This window comes from Bacillus sp. LH1, assembly GCF_057924895.1.
Genome location: NZ_CM175007.1, coordinates 887,473 through 907,181, shown reverse-complemented (window position 1 = coordinate 907,181; position 19,709 = coordinate 887,473). Strand labels below are relative to the sequence as shown.

Sequence of the window (19,709 nt, the reverse complement as noted above, 5' to 3'; positions counted from 1 at the left end):
ATTTCTATATTTATCTTTTCAAAAATGGTATTTTGTTTATTGATATCCATTTTAATTTCAAAGCACATACACCATACAAAATGGTTGTAATACTTAATGCTATACCACTGAATAATAACGTCATAATTCTTGAAGATGTAATATTTATCACATTACATAGTTCATACAATCCTAGTCCCAAAATACATGCTATTGCTAGCACACCAAAAAAGCTTTTTAAATGAATAGAATAGGCAATATAGCTTCGAATATACAAATGATTTACAATACAAACCAATACGTAAGTAATGAATGTACTATACGCCGCTCCATCTATGCCAAACTTCTGCACGAACATTATGTTTAACACGACTTTCACACAACTCGCAGCAATAACAATCCATGCAGCTTGTGCAGAACGGTTAATGCCCTGTAAAACACCTATTGATAATACCATAACCGCAGTAAAATACGAACTGCCAATCATAACTGTTAACATACTACTGCCTTTTACATCTGTGAACAATCCGACATTTAACGGTACTGTTAATGCCATCAACCATATTGTTAACGGTGCTGTCAAAACATGCGCTAGTCGATTTGTATTTTGAATTGTTATTTTCGCCAAATTTATATCTCTTTTGGCCAATGCGGAAGTTAAGAGTGGTATTAACGGAAATACAATTGCGCTTGCAAAAATAACAATTATTTGCGTGAATGCAAAACCGCGACTGTATATTCCAAATTGTTCTTGAATTTCTGTTGATGATCCTTGTAATACATGCGGTATTGTAAGCGAGTCTACTAAATTTAAAAGTGGCATTGATAAAGCTCCAATAGCGATTGGGATCGATACCCGCAATATCTTTTTGCCGTTTTCTCTTAAATCTCGGAGCGAATAGGAATTGCTTTTATTGTAGTATGGACTTCTATTATATTTTATACGCAAATATATAAGCGAACTAATGACTCCAAGAAAAGAGCCAACCATCGCACCACTAGTAATAACAGTATTACTCTTATCCCATGATACTAGTATGTAAGCAATTATTAACATAAAAAACACACGTACAAATTGCTCAATGACCTGTGATACCCCTGTTGGTTTCATATCACCGAAACCTTGAAAATACCCTCTATACACCGCCATGTATGGCGCAATGAGTAATGCTAATGAAGTAATAAGCAACGGCATTCTAGTTTCTTGTCCACCAAGCATATTTGCAATTTCAATAGAAAATAATACAATGACTAAACAGCCGAAAACGCCAAATGCTATCCCAATAATTGACGCTGATTTAAATAATTTCGCAATTTCCTTTTGCTTATTTTTTTCGTTCAACTCTGCAATTAGTTTCGAAATTGCAAGTGGAACTCCGGCTACCGATAATGTAAGAGCAATCATATATACAGGAAAAACAAGGCGGAAAATACCGAGCACTTCATCTCCTGCAATATTTTGTAATGGAATTTGAAAAAAACTACCCAGCAATTTCGACAAAAAAGTTGTAATGGTTAAAATTGCTGCTCCTTTTACAAATGTTTTATTCATATTTTTTCTCTTTTCTTTTATACATATACTCTCAAACATATTGTTTTAAACGATAGGAATTCACTTTATCCCATTGGTTATCATAACAAATTTATTATAGGTTGAATACTTGGTTTTTTTTTCAAAATAGAAAAGAGAACCCATTTAAGCCTGTCTCTTCACAATATTTTTTCTAATTCCTTCCATTATGTATGTACACACTATAACCGTTTCTGTTACGCAAAAAGAGCCCTTCCTCCCTATCACTGCGATACATATTACTAAAAACATTATAAAAATATCCCACAACTCTACATTATAATTTATGTAAGATTGTGAGATATTCTAATTACCATCTAAACACTTAAGATTTTCAATTGCTCTTTCTGTTCATCGCTTGCCATTACTGCGATTGTTTTTTCAATACTCGGATGTACTTGCTCAAGCTTTACACTTGCTCCTACTTTATTTGATTGCTCAACAAAATTTAATAAGGCCATAGCTCCTGATACATCCATATAACGCACATCTTTCATACGTAAAATAACCGGTGACTTCACATCTTGTAAAGTAGAGAAAATACGATCTACTGATAGGAAAGAGAGCGGTCCTTGAATTGTGTACGTTTCTTCTTTTTCCTTTACGATAGAAGTTTTACGTTCTTTACATTTCACCATATATATGATGAACGAAAGAATAATACCGAATGCAACAGCAATCATTAAATCGAACTTCACCGTTACAATCATCGTTACGAGCATAACAACGACATCACCTTTAGGAGCGACATGCATCTTTTTCATGCTTCCCCAATCGAACATTCCAATACCAGTTAAAATTAAAATACCTGATAATACAGCAAGTGGAATATATTGTACGACCGAACCAAGACCCATAATAAAAATAAATAAGATAACACTATGCATACATGCCGAAAGTGCCGTTTTACCGCCACTTCTTATATTCACGATAGACCTTACAGTCGCACCTGCACCTGCTAATCCGCCAAACAATCCGCTCATCATATTACCGATCCCTTGTCCGACCAGTTCTTTATTACTTTTATGACGTGTACCTGTCACATTATCCATTACGACCGATGTTAACAACGAGTCAATCGATCCTAATAAAGCAATACTAAGCGCTGGCAAAATAAGTGCTGCTATTCCTGTTCCACTTAAAGATGGAATATGAAGCGTAGGCATCGCTTCTGGAATGGTTCCAATCTTTTCAATTACTTTATTTAGTGAAAGATTTCCGATAATCGGTAACTTTACTGTAAGTCCTTCGAGTAAGGAAGAAAATAAAGGAAGCAAAGCTGTCACACCGACTAGTGCTACTAAACTAGACGGAATCGCCTTAATCCATTTACCAGAAACAATCATTACAATAATCGTTAACACAACAAGTAAAAAACTATTTTGTACGTGCTTTATTTCGCCTAAAATAATGATTAATGCAATACCATTCATAAATCCCGAAACGACAGGATACGGAATATATCGAACGTAAGAACCGAGCTTACATACACCGAATAAAATTTGAAATAACCCTGCCATCATAAAGGCAATAAAACTTGCCTCTAACCCGTGCGTCGCAATAACTCCTGTTGCAATAACGGTAATTGGTCCTGTTGGTCCTGTTACTTGCCCAGGTGTCCCGCCAAATAACGCTGCGAATAAACCTGCAAAAATCGCACCATACAATCCAACAAGCGCTCCCTCAGACGTTCCTGTCGCGGCAATACCAAATGCAATCGCAAGTGGTAACGCAACAATCGCAACAGTAAATCCTGCTAAACATTCCTTTGCTATTTTTTGAAACATAAAAAAAACCACCTTTGTATAAAGTCCATGTTCCATTGTACACCTAAAAAGATACATTCGTTAGCTCACTTTTTACATTCTCGTGACGTAAACGTATTCAATGAAAAGTTTCCCCCTTATCTTTGGAAACAATTGCAACTATGCTATAATGAACAAATTAAATCTTTTACTATATACTTGGAGGCACTATGCTAACTTTTGAAGAAAAATTATCGATTATTGAATCTTTCCCAGAACTAGAAAGAAAGAACGTATCATTAAAACGTGTAAACTTCCACTTTGAAGAAAGTCGTTTAGATAAAAAGAACGTTGTATTTCATTTACACCCAAATGGAAATGGATTTGTATATGCAAGCGGTATTAAAGGTTATAAAACAGATGATAAAGGCATGGTTAACATCCGTGAGTTTTCAGCAGAGGAGTTACGTTCAGTAATTGAGAAATCAATTGACCTTCTATCACAAGAAGAAGTAGTAGCACCTGTAGAACCTGCGAAAGAAGAAGAATGGCAGAACGAAGATGGTCATATTCTTACTCTTATTTCAGAGGATGACATGTGGAACGTGTACGCTGGTGTAAACTTAGACGGTACATTCAACTCTTATCCAGAAGCTGCGGAATACCTTGATGAAGAAGGCTTTTCACGCAAATAAAAATAGAAACCTATTTCATTCAACGACTTTTATAGTAATCAAAGAAGACACTTAAGGTGTCTTTTTTTGTTATATAAACTCCTTTCTCACACTATCTCTATTAATTTTCATAAAATGATTCAGAGGAGGTTTATATGAATACAACTGCTAAATTAATAAATTGGAAAGAACATGGCGATATGATTATTCTAGAATGTGAATTAAATGGAAAACGCTTCGAGATATCAACATATAAACAACGAATATATAATGCACACCTTTTATCAGCTGACGTTTATATTCGTTTAGACTCATCTGATAATATAATTGGAATAAATATTTATAAAAAGTAAGAAAAGCCCCCTATTCCATAGGCGGGCTTTATCTTTATTACACAACATCAGAGTATACTCTCTTTTTTTGATACAGTTTATGTAATTATACATATTCATCAAAAAATACACTGAATGAATATTACATGTAGTAAAATATAACTTGTGGGCACGTTCTATAAAGCAGATTCTTTTAAAAGGCGTAACATATCAATTATTATAGGGGATGTGGCGTCACTTCGATATTGATCTCAAATCTCTTGTCTTTTGTGAACTAACAATCTAGTGTATATAGACGATTCTGCTTTATAGTGTGTGTTTACACTCATAACAAAGGGGTAATGGTAATACGGATAGATTCCGATTCGTATGAAATGAAATGGTTCAAGTCGGAGAAAGGCACCTTAGGGTGTCTTTTCTTTTTGTATTACATCCACTTTGTGTTTCCACCTTATTTCAAATGCGCTAATTAACCTTCACCAAGAAAAAATGAGAATTAACAAAGATATTGTTTCTGCTGTTTAATACAGAAAAATGCAGGATACCCCATAGATATGGGGCATCCTGCATTTTCTATTTTTTCGCACCTTTCAACGACTCCCTCAGTACAAACTTCTGCAACTTCCCGCTCGCATTACGAGGGAGTTCATCTACAAATAAATAATGACGCGGACGTTTATAATCTGCTAGTTCATCACTTTCTTTGCAATACGTTTCTAAATCAGCTTCTGTTATTGTTTCATCTTTCTTCACAATAACTGCCACAACACGCTCTCCCCATAATTCATCTGGCTCACCAAGTACCGCCACATCTAATATACCTGGATGACTATGAAGGAAATCTTCAATTTCACGAGGATAAATATTTACGCCACCGCTAATTACCATATCATCAACGCGATCAGCAACGAATAAATAACCGTCTTTATCAAAATAGCCTAGATCACCAGAATGATACCATCCTTTATACATCGATTTTTTATTCGCTTCTTCACGATTATGATAGCCAGCCATCATAGTTGGGCCGCGTAAAATAATTTCTCCCACTTCATAAGGAGGTAATACATCATCTGGTTCTGCCGGTGCATCCTCGTTCGGTTTCACAATACGAACTTCATGGCTAAAACATGGCGTGCCTGCTGAACCAGCTTTCGTAATTTGATCCTCCTCTACGAGAAATGCAACAACTGGCCCCATTTCTGTCATTCCGTATATTTGAACAAGATCAATATAAAGACGTTCTTTACATTCCTTCACTAACGCCGGTGCCATTGCTGCTCCGCCATATATACCGATTTTCATTGACGTTAAATCATACTGAGCTAAATCTTTTTGCAACAACATATTCCACATCGTCGGCGCTGCAAAGAACGTCGTAATCTTTTCTTCTTGAATCGTATGTAATACTGTTTCTGTATCAAAATGATGCAAAATAACATTCTTTCCGCCAACTTGAATGCGTGGTATGATTCCGGCATTTAATTCACCACAGTGATATAAAGGTGCAACAACAAGCCCAACGCTATCTCTATTATATTTTAGGAAATACGTACAAATCATACTATGCTCAGCCATTTCACGATGGCAATGTAACACGCCTTTCGGATGACCTGTCGTACCGCTCGTATACAGCATAGAACAATAATCCATTTCATCAATTTCGATATTTACTTTCTCAGAAGATGCTTCATTCACTTTTTCATGGTAGGAACTTGCATAGGAAGGTTTATCATTTTCTATAGACCAAAAAGATGTATTTGGAAAATCTCTTTCAATTATAGCAACAGTTGACTCAACTGCTTTTTCAAAGACAACGACTTTCGAGGATGCGTCCTGAAGAATATAAGATACTTCTTTTGCTTTTAAGCGGAAATTAATCGGGTTAAAGATCGCTCCAATTTTCGCACAGGCTAAGTAAACGTTTACAAATTCATGGCAATTATATAAGTAAACAGATACCGTATCTCCCTTTCTTACCCCTTCTTCTAATAGAGCGTGCGCTGTTTTATTTATTTGTTCATCCCACTGTTTATACGTCCAGCGAATATTTTTTTCAGGTTCCACTAACGCCTCTTTATTTGGATACTTACCAACTGATAAATCAAAAATTCTCCCTATCGTCATATACATGCCAACAATTTCCCCCTTTTCTCTTTCATAAATCTATCATTTCGTCCATAAGTAGACATTGTCCTCTAATGATTTGACTAATTTTTCTGATTATTATCGACATAGTTTTACATACGGTACCGCTAGGCGGTAAATGAAATTATATCGGCGATTTTCCAGATATATCGACCGTAACTTGAAATATATCAACCACAACTCAATTTATATCAGCGATTTTTCAAATATATCGACTTACCGACAAAAACTGATAAGATATAATCGGACCGCCCGTTACTGCAGGATAAAAAAGAGGTTGTTCCGACTCGGAACAACCTCTTTCTTCTTATGCAAATAGCTCTTCTAAAATTTTCAGTTTATCTTCTGTATATTTCACAAAGCCATCATTATATGATTTTGGATCTTTCGGATTCGCAAAGTGCGTAATTGCTCCCGTCTTCGGATGAACAAATTTACTTGATGCACCACAACCAAGTCCGATAATTGATTGTACTTCTTCCATAATGACAATGTTGTAAATACTTTCTTGCGTCGGCATTGCATAACCAACATTCTCTAAGTTACCTAAAATATTCTTTTGACGATATAGGTAATATGGTACGTAATTATGCTTTTGCGTCCACTCTTCTGCTTCGTGCATCATCGCTGTAATTTCTTCGCGACCTGCTACTTTATATTTACGTTTGTTTTGCGTCATTTCAGAAGCACGTTTAAATGATAACGTATGAACTGTTAATGATTCTGGCATTAACTTTTCTGTTTCATCTAACGTATGCTTGAAGATATCTAACCCTTCACCAGGAAGACCAATAATTAAGTCCATATTAATATTGTTCATTCCCATTTCACGAGCTAAATGGTATTTCTCAATTGTTTCTTCTACAGTATGATGACGTCCAATTGCTTTTAGTGTCTCTTGATGGTATGACTGTGGATTAATACTAATACGGTCAATGTTCCATTTATTTAACACTTCTAGCTTTGCTGGAGTAATCGTATCTGGGCGACCTGCCTCAACTGTTACTTCACGCACATTTTTCACATCTGGGAACGCTTCATACATTTCTTCATACAGCATATCCATCTCTTCTGCTGTAATACTTGTAGGTGTACCGCCGCCGTAATAAATCGTCGTAACTTTTACACCTTTTTCTTTTAAAAACTTACCAATTTCACGAACTTCATAATGTAAACCACCTAAGAACGAATCAACAGATCCTTGGCGTCCATTAATTGCATAAGCCGGGAATGTACAGTATGCACATTTCGTTGGGCAGAACGGAATACCGATATAAATACTTACTTCTTCTTTCAAACGGTATAAATCCGGAACAACTGCTAATTGGCAATCAACAATGCGCTGAAGAAGTTCAATTTTCTCTTCATGAATTAAATAACTTTCACGAAGTTCTTGATGCGCTTCTTCTTTTGACATACCATTTTGAAGCATTTTGTGAAGAAGTTTCGTCGGACGTACTCCCGTTAAAATACCCCAGCTTTGTTCAATACCAGTTAACTGCTGAAGAACAGAAAGATATACATAAGAAACAACGTGCTTCACTTGCTTCATACGCTCTTTTTCATCTGTGAAAGCAGATAAATCTTTCGAGAATGTTTCTTCATACACATTTCCTGTGCTAACATCCGTCAATTGAGCAGATGCTTTCACATTATCCTCAATGTGTATATCAACGATCAGATTTGCTTCCTCTTGTTCAAATCCAATCGTACTATCTTCAAAAAATAAGCCGCCAATATTTTGTAGCGGACGTAAAAAACGATCATCTTGTAACGTTTTAATTGAAATTAACAACATTATCACCTTTTCATTTGCAAACTCTCTTTAGTTTACTTGAAGGGCGTTTACAGGTCAATACAGAAGGTTTTACCTGTTTCTCTTACATTTTTTCAAATAATTCTTTTTATGAATATTGCTCATGTATATAGACATCATGATTTTCTCTTGTTAAAATTTATTAGTGTTAAAATCGATACATAGTGAAAATACAATATAAAAAGGAGGACTGTTAACACTAGATTCCACAATCTAATGTGTTAAAAACAAATATGAAAAAGAAATTTTATAGTGTTTTAACTCTCTCTCTTGCATTACAAACTGTTCTTGCACCTACTTATTCATTTGCAGAGAGTGCTGAAAAATCTGCCGAAGTATATACGGAGGATCAAGTTTTTAAAAGTATTAAAGAACATGTTAATGAGCATAGTACTCATGAAGAAGATATCGAGGTTACTGGCCAATTCCTACTATACACTTCAAAAAAACATTCATTATATACCGCGAATGATTTAAAAAACAAATCGAATATCGAGATTACAGAACAAGTCGTAACGGCGACAAAGAAAAAAGGAAATGCTTATTACATAACGACGTCAACTGGCGCTGGATGGATAGATAACAATGATAATAGCTTAGAAGTTCAAGAGATTCATAAACTATCTAACCAAAAATTAATCGTAAAAGAAGAAGCTTCCATACATGCACTTCCGTTCCAATCGTTTAAAGAAGAAGGAAAACTAGAGCCACAAGTCATAACTCCTACTGAACAAGCTGGAAATTGGTTTAAAGTCCAAATAAATGAAACAGCAAAATGGATTTATGCACCTTCTGCTACATTTGAAGGTACAAAAGCTTCATTATTAAAAAACAGTCGTACTGCTAAAAATAGTTTATTGAGATCGCCAGAAGCTCTACAAACAAACAATATTTATGGCGTTACATTTAAAGAAATGATTGTCCCAAAAGGAAATGACGATATTCGCCCTGGCTACCCGATGGTGCCTAAATATATTACGATTCACGAAACGGCTAATACAGCGAAAGGTGCTAATGCTCTAAATCATGCAAAATTCTTAGATAATCAAGCACGCGGAACAGCTGATCGCGCCGCATCTTGGCATTTCACAGTAGATGATAAAGAAATTTATCAACATCTTCCGGTAAATGAAGTTGGATGGCATGCTGGAAATAAAACTGGTAACTATGAATCTATCGGAATTGAAATTGCCGTTAATCAAGATGGAAACTATGAAAAAGCGGTAGAAAATGCCCGTAAATTGGCAGCTTATTTAATGAACGACTTAAATATTTCTCTAGATAAGGTCCAAAAACACCAATTTTGGTCAGGAAAAAACTGCCCTGCGTTTATGATTCAACGCGGACAATGGGATGCTTTCTTAAAAGGAACTGAAACATACTATAAAGAAAATCAAAAAAATCCAGTAACTGATGACATTACAGGTGGCTGGTATGAACAAGACATTCGTCAATTAGCAGCTAGAGGCATTATGCAAGGAGAAGGAAACGGCAAGTACTTCCCAGAACGTCTTGTAACGCGTGCTGAATTTGCTACATTAATTACTCGTGCTTTACAATTACCAAGTGGAAATGCTAATTTCACAGACTTAGAACAAGTACACCCATCGTTACGAGACGGTATTAATCGTGCAGCAAGCGCAGGCATAATCCGCGGACGTGGTGATAATACATTTGACCCAAATACTACAATTACACGCGAAGAAGCTGTTATTATGATCGATCGTTCTCTAAAACACGCTGGTATTTTTGCAAAACAAGTTGAACTACCATTCGTAGACCAAAACTTAATTTACGCTAAAGAAGAAGTACAAAGAGTGTATGGATATGGAATTGTAAAAGGTAATGAATTGAATCAATTCGTACCAAAAGGACCATCACAACGTGCTCACGCAGCTGCATTTATAAACAGAATGCTTAGCGTAATTGAAGCTTAACATATTTATCTGTATTAATTTAAAAGGCATCAGAGATTGTATATCTCTGATGCCTTTTATACATCTGTTAACTATTTTTAGCCATGAATCTTAAACGTATTCCTAGTAAGAGGAGCATAAAACCGATGAATGGAACGTAATTCGTATTGTGTCCTGTAGCTGGGAGTTGTTGATTATTAGAAGAACCTTGTCCTTTTTCTGGTAAATTAGGTTTTTCTACTCCCTCACCTGGCTTTTCTGTTCCTTCACCCGGCTTTCCTGTTCCTTCACCTGGTTTTCCTGTTCCTTCATCAGGCTTCTCTGTTCCTTCACCTGGTTTTCCTGTTCCTTCACCTGGTTTTCCTGTTCCTTCACCTGGTTTTCCTGTTCCTTCACCTGGTTTTCCTGTTCCTTCACCTGGTTTTCCTGTTCCTTCACCTGGTTTTCCTGTTCCTTCACCTGGTTTTCCTGTTCCTTCACCTGGTTTTCCTGTTCCTTCACCTGGTTTTCCTGTTCCTTCACCTGGTTTTCCTGTTCCTTCACCTGGTTTTTCCGGATCTTTATCTGTATCTTTTTTATTTGTAATTTGAAGCTTTACAACTTCAATTTTTTCATTAGAAATCGTAAATTTCATTTCCTTATTGGATAAAGTATATCCTTCTGGCGCTTGGATTTCTTTTAAAGTGTAATCTCCTGGTTCTAACTTCTTAGAAGTCGCTTTACCGCTCTTATTTGTTGTTAATGTGTCGATTTTTATTCCGTCTTTCCAAATTTCAAACACTGCGCCTGCTAATGTTTTATTTGTATTATTAGCATCTACCTTTGTAATTTCTAATTGACCTGTAATTTCTTCTTTTACTTTTTCATTCATAACTTCTTGTTTTACTACTTCGTTCGCTACAACATTTACTTCTACTGTTACTTCTAACGCCTTATAACCTTCCGGCGCTTTCGTTTCCTCTAACGTGTACTTTCCTGGCACTAAGTTTTCGAATTTCACAACACCGTCTTTATTCGTTGTTTTCGCTTCGCCAACTACTTGACCAGCTTCATTTTTCAATTTAAATTCTGCACCTGCTAGAACTTTTCCACTCTCTGCATCCTTTTTGGTTACTTGTAAGCTTCCTAGTTCTTTTGCATTTTCTACTTGTACTTCTACTACTTTGTCCGCTTCCACAACGACTTCAATTTCTTCTTTTAGCAATTTATATCCTTGTGGTGCTTTCGTTTCTTTTAATGTGTACTTTCCTGGTTCTAATTTCTGAGAAACTACTTTACCAGTTTTATCTGTTCGTAACGTATCTACTTTTTTACCATCCTTATACACTTCGAATTCTGCATCTGATAATACTTTCGTTTTATCTTGAGCATCTACTTTTACGATTTCGAATTGCCCAAGGCTCTTACCGTTCGTTACTTTTACATCAATAACTTTTTCACCGTCAACTGTTACATGAATTATTTGTTTTGTTAACTCATAACCTTCTGGTGCTTTTGTTTCTTCTAACGTATATTCACCTGGCACAAGTCCGTCTACCTTAACCGTTCCAGACTTATCTGTTGTAATTCCTTCTTTTATAACATTTCCTTTCGCATCTTTCAATGTAAATTCTGCGCCTGCTAAGCGTTTCGTTTGATCTTTATCATCCATTTTAATAATTTGTAGAGAACCTAAGATTTTTTCGTTTTCTGCCTCTACTTTTACTACTTCTTTCTCGTTTTGAATTGTTACTTTCCATTCTTTATTTGAAAGCTTGTAGCCCGCTGGTGCTTTCGTTTCTTTCACTGTGTATTCACCTAGCGGTAATTTTGGTGACATCACTTTTCCACTCTCATCTGTTTTCAGTTCCGCTACCTTTTTACCATCTTTATACACTTCGAATTCTGCACCTGATAACAATCTCGTTTTATCTTCCGCATCTACTTTCACGATTTCGAATTGACCTGTTACTTTTTCATTCATAACTTCTTGTTTTACTACTTCGTTCGCTACAACATTTACTTCTACTGTTACTTCTAACGCCTTATAACCTTTCGGCGCTTTCGTTTCTTCTAACGTATACCTTCCTGGCACTAAGCTTTCGAATTTCACAACGCCGTCTTTATTCGTTGTTTTCGCTTCTCCAACTACTTGACCAGCTTCGTTCTTTAATTTAAATTCCGCACCTGCTAGAACTTTTCCACTCTCTGCATCCTTTTTGATTACTTGTAAGCTTCCTAGTTCTTTTGCGTTTTCTATTTGTACTTCTACTACTTTGTCCGCTTCCACAACGACTTCAATTTCTTCTTTTAGCAATTTATATCCTTGTGGTGCTTTCGTTTCTTTTAATGTGTACTTTCCTGGTTCTAATTTCTGAGAAACTACTTTACCAGTTTTATCTGTTCGTAACGTATCTACTTTTTTACCCTCTTTATACACTTCGAATTCTGCATCTGATAATACCTTCGTTTTATCTTCCGCATCTACTTTCACAATTTCAAATTGACCTGTTACTTTTTCGGGAATCTTTTTATTCACCACATCTACAGTCAATACTTTATTAGCCTCTACATCAACAGAAACTGAACTAGATGATAATTCATACCCTTTCGGTGCTTCTACTTCTTTTAATGTATAGCTTCCAACTGGAAGTCGTTTCGATAAGGCTTCACCTTTATCATCTGTAACAATTGTTTCCACAACTTTCCCATCTTTATCGATAACATCAAATTTTGCACCTGGCAGAAGTTGACCGGATTCACTATCTTTTTTCAATAATTTAAATTGGCCATTCTCTACTTTTTTCGTATTCTTCATAACAAGTTCAATTACGTTTGTATTATCAATTGTTACTTTGACTGGTGTATCAACTTTTATATATCCTTCTGGTGCATTTATTTCTTTTACAAAATAGTCACCAAGTGGTAAATCTTTAACTTCCGCAATACCCTTTTCGTTTGTTGTAACAGTAGCCACAACGTTATTATCTTTGTCTATAACATCAAATTTTGCGTCTTTTAAAACAATATTTCCATCGTTTTCATCAACTTTTTTAATTTGTAAATGTCCTTTTTCAGCTGCTGGTTTATTCCATTTTGGCCAGTTAAATTTAAAGTTATGAACCTCAAAACCATCTCTTTGGTGTAATCCTCCAACATAGGCTTGTCCATTAATAGAACCACCTTTTGTTTCTACAACTGCATTAGGTGCAAACACACTACCTACTACACCATAACCTTTAGTTGTTATCTTTGTAGCATTAGGAAATACCCAAATTACCTTACTAGCTAACTCAGTAAAAGATGAATTAGGGTCGTATGCTTGAGATGTATTAATTAAATCCGTCGCCATCCCAGTATTTCTTGTATCATACAAAATTGCACCGCCACCAAAACTCACTTCTTCTGCATCTGAATAAATAACAATAAAGTCTTTATTCTCTACATTCGGAAGAAAAACGTCTTTTACATCGAATGCTTTCTTTCCCGTCTGGCCTGAAGAGACATAAATATTAGGGTTGTTTACATCTTCACCGATTCCAAAGCTCATATTAGGTTTTGGCTTATCAGTGTGTAGTTTACTTGCATCCCCAATTACACCATCAACGTCTTTTCTAAATTCTTTAAACTTAGCATCAATCTCCGCTTGCTCTTTATAAGAGATACGGTCATATGATGTTTTCATCGCGCCATCTGGGTCACCGTCTTTTGTCATCGCCACTGTTCCATCTTGAATAATTACCTGCCCTGCTCCCGCTTTCGTAAATTGACCGCCTAGTAATAATGATGGATATCCTTCATCTATCCAAGTTGCTCCAGCTAAGTTATTTGCTCCAGTTGCAGCCGCTACGACTGTATAACTTGATGCGTTCATATTTTTCTGAACAGCCATCGCACCTTCAATATCAGCACTCGTTGCACTATGATCCCCAAAAATGATGGCGTTGTAATAAGATACATCACCTAAACCTTTTAACTCTGTTGTAGCTGCCTCTGCTTTAAATGGTAAATGGATTAAAAAATTCATACATATTAGTAATACAACTATTAAACTACTACTTAACTTTTTAATTTTTTGATTAAATGATTTCCTCAAGAAATTCATTCCCCCTTTTAAACTTCCTAAAATCACAAAAAGAAGTACATTTCATATGTACCAGGTCTTACTCACATTAACTTAAAATAATCCATTTAAATACAACAAAGGAACGCTACAACTACTTAATAAAATTACTACAATTCATTTTTGAAATAATACGTGAACTAAACTGTCATGCGGAAATACTTTTACGTATGGGAGCCCAATAAAATTAATCTGAAGAATATTTCATGTGGTGTAACTATTTTGACAACATCCTTCACTTTACATTAGTTTTCTAAAGGATTCAAGTGAATTGTATAGATTTCATACACAATTCACATTTTAAAACGTTTTCATTCATTTTAATAAGCTCAACAAAAAACGTAGCCAAAAAGCTACGTTTTTCTTTTATCGTTTCGGTGTATTTTTATGATTCTTCAAAAACGGAAGCGGGAACTGCTTACGGAAATGCTCTTTAATCATGTACTCTACACCGTTTTCACTATTTGAACGTGTAATCCAATCGGCTGCTTGCTTTAATTCTACAGGCGAGTTCCCCATCGCTACCCCAAGTCCCACGTTTTCAATAACCTCTAAATCTTCCATACTATCTCCAATCGCAACCATTTCATTTAGCGAAATATTTAAATGCTCTCCAAGCAATTGTAACCCGCGTAACTTTGATACATTTTGCGGTAAAATTTCTATTCGTTTTGAATCACATTCAACATACTCTACATCTTGGAACGCTTTTCTTAATGTATTTAGCCCGCGTTCTTTTTCACCTTTAGTTTGGAAAAGAACATCAATTTTTGGCGCCGCTACCGGATGGTCACGAAGCGCGTCACCTAACGAATCTACAAATTGAACTGGATAAAATAAGGGATCTGCGCTTGATAATACAGTGCGCGCAATTAAGTTTGGTGTATTTCTCTCACGATTTCCTATCGAAAACCGTTCATGAGAAATGCGTACGTTACAATCAAAGTGCTCTAACACTTGCACAATGTTAAAAGTCTTCTCTTCAGACAATCTTCTTTGAACGTACGGCTTATCTAACGTTGCTGAAACGAAAGCACCACCATGTGTCACTAATATAGAATCTAATTTTAACGCCTTTGCTACTTTATGAGCGGATTGAAAATTACGACTCGTAAATAACGTAACGTATACATCTTTTCTTTTCACAAATTCAATTGTTTCTCTTAATCCTTTTGCAATTTTTCCATTGTTGTATAGTAGTGTCCCATCTATATTAAGAGCTAGTAAGCGATAAATCATGTCGCACTCCCCCTCTTCGCTGTTGTACTCTATCCATAATTTATGAAATAAATGTAGCAAATAGAACGAGTTAGAATTACTACTGAAAATTTGGTTTACTATATACATATACACTTAGCAAAGGAGATAGTACAATGCAGGCACCTCCTTCTTTTTATGAAGGCGATACGTTAGAAGTCGCAAAAAAATTACTCGGGCAAAAACTTGTTCATATTGTAGACGGAATAAAGCGAAGCGGAATCATTGTAGAAGTAGAAGCATATAAAGGCCCAGATGATAAGGCCGCACATAGTTATGGAGGCAGACGGACAGATCGCACAGAAGTTATGTTTGGTGCACCAGGGCATGCTTACGTATATTTAATTTACGGTATGTATCATTGCTTTAACGTTATTACAGCGCCAGTGGGCACCCCACAAGGTGTTCTCATTCGAGCTCTTGAACCGGTAGATGGAATAGAAGAAATAAAACTAGCGCGCTACAATAAGACCGAAATTACAAAAGCGCAGTACAAAAATTTAACGAACGGTCCTGGCAAACTATGCCGTGCACTTGGCATCACTTTAAAAGAACGCGGTGTATCGTTACAAAGTGATACGTTACATATTGAATTAGTTCCAAAAGAAGAACACATATCATCACAATATAAAATAACAGCAGGACCTCGTATTAATATCGACTATGCAGAAGAAGCTGTACACTATCCGTGGCGTTTTTATTATGAGGGACATCCGTTTGTTTCAAAAAAATAAGCGATATCAACAATTTTTCAAATATATCTATCGTAACTTACAATATATCAACGATTTTTCGAATATATCTATCGTAACTTACAATATATCAACGATTTTTCAAATATATCTATCGTAACTTACAATATATCAACGGTTCGACAAGAAATATAGATTTATCGACAAATAATAACATTACGAATAAAAGAAGACTGTTCCAAAATGGAACAGTCTTTCCCTCTTACTCTGCACCTTCCGCAGTTGCAATATTATCCTCTAAATTTTCTCTTGATAATGCAGCCGCCATAAAATCAGCTGTTTCTGGAAGTGCTAAATGCATATGAGCTTTTTGACAAATTTGGATGGTACAGTTTTCTATAACATAGTCGAAAACATGTCCGCCCCCGCTTCTTTCATCATCAATGTAATGTAAGTGGAATCCAGCTACCCCAATACCTTGCGCATAATCTGGTGTCCAAAATCCAGCAAGCGTACCTTCTGTATTTTCAAATGAAAAGATTGGTTGTGATTTCGTCACTTCAACGAGCGGTGTATACGGTTTTTCTTGTCTTGGAACAGTTCTCGTCCTTACTTCACGAAACGTACCGTCCATTCGAATACCGTAAAACAAGTTTTTACTTGGCATTAATTCATGTAATAACGCTTCAACTTCTTCACGATTCATCGGACGCTCTACCGTATAACTCATTTCTTTTTCAAAAAACGTTACAGTCGCAAATGGCGTTGTTTCTTCTGGCTCTACTTTTTCCGCTGAACCGTCTGAACGTAAATGATAAAATTCATTATCAAATGCAATCATTTCACCATCTAATTGATCAAATGTGCCGATGCCGAAATCACCATGTTTTTTCAAATCTTCAAAGCTAATTACACCATCATATATACCATCTAATAGCGCAAGCATTGTAGATGTTTGATATACTTCATTACTCGTTTTCGTTTTTTTCGCATCAATATCAATTAATTGCGCAACAGTCATCTCAAATCTGCCTCCATTAGTTTAATTGGTTTGGTAATAATTTTTCGCTTAATTTAATGTTGTCACGATAGTCAATTGGAATATCAATAATGACAGGACCATCTGCTGCTAGCGCGGATTTTAACACACCTTCTAATTCATCAGGCGTGTTAACACGAAGACCTAACGCCCCGAAACTTTCCGCATATTTCACAAGATCAACATCGCCAAACTCTGTAGCTGATGTTCTGCCGTATTTCATCATTTGTTGGAATGCAACCATATCATATGTGCCGTCTCTCCAAACAAGATGGACGATTGGAGAATTTAAACGTACCGCCGTTTCTAACTCCATCGCAGAAAATAAGAAACCACCGTCACCTGATACGGAAACTACTTTTTTACCTGGTTCTACTAAAGTAGCTGCGATTGCCCAAGGAAGTGCAACACCTAGCGTTTGCATACCGTTACTAAATAATAATCTACGTGGTTCATAAGAACGGAAACATCTCGCCATCCAAATAGAATGGGAACCGATGTCACATGTAACGGTTGTATCGTCACTAATTAAAGAACGAAGTGTACGAATCACTTGAAGTGGATGCGTAACACCTTCTGAAGGACGATTTGGAACTTCTGCTTGTTCTGATAATTTTGCGCGTAATCGTTCTAATACCGCTTCTGATTTCGTACTTAATACAAGTTTCGGTAATTTCTCCGCGATGCTATTTACCGTTAAAGCAATATCACCAATTAATTCACGCTCTGGCTGGTAATCATGGTCGATATCTGCTTGATGGTCGTCAAGATGAATAATCGTTCTGTCGCCAAGTTTATTCCAGAACTTTGGATCATACTCGATTGGATCATAACCGATAGAAATAACAAGGTCTGCTTCTTCTAGTAAAATATCACCTGGTTGGTTACGGAATAATCCAACGCGGCCGAAGAAATGATCTTCTAACTCACGTGAAATCGCACCAGCTGCTTGATATGTTTCAACGACAGGAAGCTCTGTATCCGCAATTAATTTACGAACAGCTTTCGTCACTTCATTTGTACTTGCTCTCATACCGAGTAAAATAACTGGTAATTTCGCTGCTTTTATTTTTTCTACTACGTATGTAATATCATGTGTGGGAGCGATTCCAAGCTGTGGCTTAGAAAGCGCACCGATAGACTCTACAGTCGTTTCCGCAGTCATAACGTCTTGCGGCAAACTTACTAAAGTTGCTCCTGGATTTGTAGAAGTCGCACTTCGGAATGCATTTGATAATGCTTCTGGCACATTATCAGGATGCTCTACTTCTACGCTATATTTTGTGATTGGTTCGAATAGTGCAGCATTATCCATAGATTGATGCGTACGTTTTAATCGATCCGTACGCGGTACTGCACCAGCTAAAGCAACAACGGGATCACTCTCCGCATTCGCAGTAACAAGACCTGTCGCTAAATTTGATGTCCCTGGTCCTGAAGTTACAAGACATACGCCCGGTTTCCCTGTTAATCTACCAATAGCAGCTGCCATAAATGCTGCATTTTGTTCATGACGACAAACGATTAACTCTGGTCCTCTTTCTTGCAATACATCAAATACAGAGTCAATCTTTGCTCCTGGAATACCGAAAACATGTGTAACACCTTGTTTAATTAAACAATCAACAACAAGATCTGCTCCCTTTGTTTTTGTCTTCACGTCGTTTGCTTTTACACCTGTACTCAAAACTAATCACCCTTTATTTCATAATGTGTGTAATAAAGATTTTAATTTCACCTAGTTAATTAAGCTGGTGAAGTATCATTTATCATTATATTACAAATGCATTATTTTTCCAACAATATGAATTCGACATTATTTTGACAAATTTTAAAGAATGCGCTTACAACCTTTTGTTTATCTTAAAATAACATTTTTATATCTCTTCTAAAAATGTACAAAAATACTTCCACCTATTCACATTATTAATAATTTTATAGTACCTTGCTATTAGTATACCCCTTTCAAAATAACCAATAAAAAATGGCTATTTTGAAAGGGGTTTTTAATGTTTGAGGATGCACTTCATCCGTTTCCTATAAAAAAAGGCCTCCTTAAAGGAGGCCCAAGCAAAAACAACAAACGCAAAATAACAACAAATAATGGACGATAAAATCACTATATTGACAAAGTATAGGATTTTTATCAATTGGAGTAACTCAACCCTAAATTACTCTTTTAACAATGCAATACTAATAACTGATTACAGCAATTTTTTACCGTGTCTTAAAATAATTGACTGTCTTTCAAATAATTATATTTATATTGATTGTTATTAATTAGTATATACTTGAATACGACTATACATCCTAATAAAAGGCAATATATTAAGCTGTTAGTCCTCGCGAGTTTATTTTGCCTTTAATGTAACTATACTATATTCTTCCATTTATATCACCGAACATTCCTCTCGTATTCACGCATTTTTCTTGCGTGAATAC

At 35.9% G+C, this 19,709-nt stretch carries 12 protein-coding genes; 4 read left to right on the top strand and 8 right to left on the bottom strand.

All coding sequences use genetic code 11. The features are described 5' to 3' along the window. Positions 1-10: 10 nt before the first annotated feature. Together ACX9TM_RS04645 and ACX9TM_RS04640 are read right to left on the bottom strand one after the other, a co-directional pair. The gene (locus tag ACX9TM_RS04645) at positions 11-1,531 is read right to left on the bottom strand and encodes a putative polysaccharide biosynthesis protein (RefSeq protein ID WP_001043996.1); all 1,521 of its coding nucleotides are present in this window, start codon (positions 1,529-1,531) and stop codon (positions 11-13) included. A gap of 335 nt (positions 1,532-1,866) precedes the next feature. Continuing rightward, on the bottom strand, positions 1,867-3,336 hold the full coding sequence (locus ACX9TM_RS04640) for a SulP family inorganic anion transporter (protein ID WP_000486653.1): 1,470 nt from the start codon (positions 3,334-3,336) through the stop codon (positions 1,867-1,869). A gap of 188 nt (positions 3,337-3,524) precedes the next feature. On the opposite strand from ACX9TM_RS04640, the gene ACX9TM_RS04635 reads away from it, so the two are divergent. Next, positions 3,525-3,989, top strand: coding sequence for a hypothetical protein (locus ACX9TM_RS04635; RefSeq protein WP_000954998.1), 465 nt, complete (start codon positions 3,525-3,527; stop codon positions 3,987-3,989). 134 nt (positions 3,990-4,123) lie between these two features. After that, positions 4,124-4,321, top strand: coding sequence for a hypothetical protein (locus tag ACX9TM_RS04630; protein WP_001098258.1), 198 nt, complete (start codon positions 4,124-4,126; stop codon positions 4,319-4,321). A 552-nt stretch (positions 4,322-4,873) separates the two neighbouring features. On the opposite strand, the gene ACX9TM_RS04625 is transcribed toward ACX9TM_RS04630, so the two are convergent. Together ACX9TM_RS04625 and ACX9TM_RS04620 are read right to left on the bottom strand one after the other, a co-directional pair. Next, positions 4,874-6,430: a fatty acid--CoA ligase gene (locus ACX9TM_RS04625; RefSeq protein WP_065382141.1), complete on the bottom strand. Its 1,557-nt coding sequence runs from the start codon at positions 6,428-6,430 to the stop codon at positions 4,874-4,876. Between the two features lie 322 nt (positions 6,431-6,752). Next, positions 6,753-8,243, bottom strand: coding sequence for a coproporphyrinogen III oxidase (locus tag ACX9TM_RS04620; RefSeq protein ID WP_002164625.1), 1,491 nt, complete (start codon positions 8,241-8,243; stop codon positions 6,753-6,755). A 251-nt stretch (positions 8,244-8,494) separates the two neighbouring features. On the opposite strand from ACX9TM_RS04620, the gene ACX9TM_RS04615 reads away from it, so the two are divergent. After that, the gene (locus ACX9TM_RS04615) at positions 8,495-10,198 is read left to right on the top strand and encodes an S-layer homology domain-containing protein (protein ID WP_002164626.1); all 1,704 of its coding nucleotides are present in this window, start codon (positions 8,495-8,497) and stop codon (positions 10,196-10,198) included. A gap of 67 nt (positions 10,199-10,265) precedes the next feature. Here the strand turns inward: ACX9TM_RS04615 and ACX9TM_RS04610 are convergent, their stop codons facing one another. After that, positions 10,266-14,252, bottom strand: coding sequence for a SpaA isopeptide-forming pilin-related protein (locus ACX9TM_RS04610; protein WP_148663863.1), 3,987 nt, complete (start codon positions 14,250-14,252; stop codon positions 10,266-10,268). A 393-nt stretch (positions 14,253-14,645) separates the two neighbouring features. Continuing rightward, on the bottom strand, positions 14,646-15,518 hold the full coding sequence (locus tag ACX9TM_RS04605; protein ID WP_000640431.1) for a Cof-type HAD-IIB family hydrolase: 873 nt from the start codon (positions 15,516-15,518) through the stop codon (positions 14,646-14,648). Positions 15,519-15,652: 134 nt separating this feature from the next. Here ACX9TM_RS04605 and ACX9TM_RS04600 point away from each other — a divergent pair, with 134 nt between their 5' ends. Next, positions 15,653-16,270 carry a DNA-3-methyladenine glycosylase gene (locus tag ACX9TM_RS04600; protein ID WP_001148797.1) on the top strand — a complete coding sequence of 206 codons (618 nt, stop codon included), beginning with the start codon at positions 15,653-15,655 and terminating at the stop codon, positions 16,268-16,270. Positions 16,271-16,490: 220 nt separating this feature from the next. Here ACX9TM_RS04600 and alsD read toward each other — a convergent pair whose 3' ends face one another. Together alsD and alsS are read right to left on the bottom strand one after the other, a co-directional pair. Then, complete coding sequence (gene alsD, locus ACX9TM_RS04595) at positions 16,491-17,249, bottom strand: alpha-acetolactate decarboxylase (RefSeq protein ID WP_000215022.1); 759 nt, start codon at positions 17,247-17,249, stop codon at positions 16,491-16,493. 16 nt (positions 17,250-17,265) lie between these two features. After that, complete coding sequence (alsS, locus tag ACX9TM_RS04590) at positions 17,266-18,954, bottom strand: acetolactate synthase AlsS (protein ID WP_000103520.1); 1,689 nt, start codon at positions 18,952-18,954, stop codon at positions 17,266-17,268. Positions 18,955-19,709 lie beyond the last annotated feature (755 nt).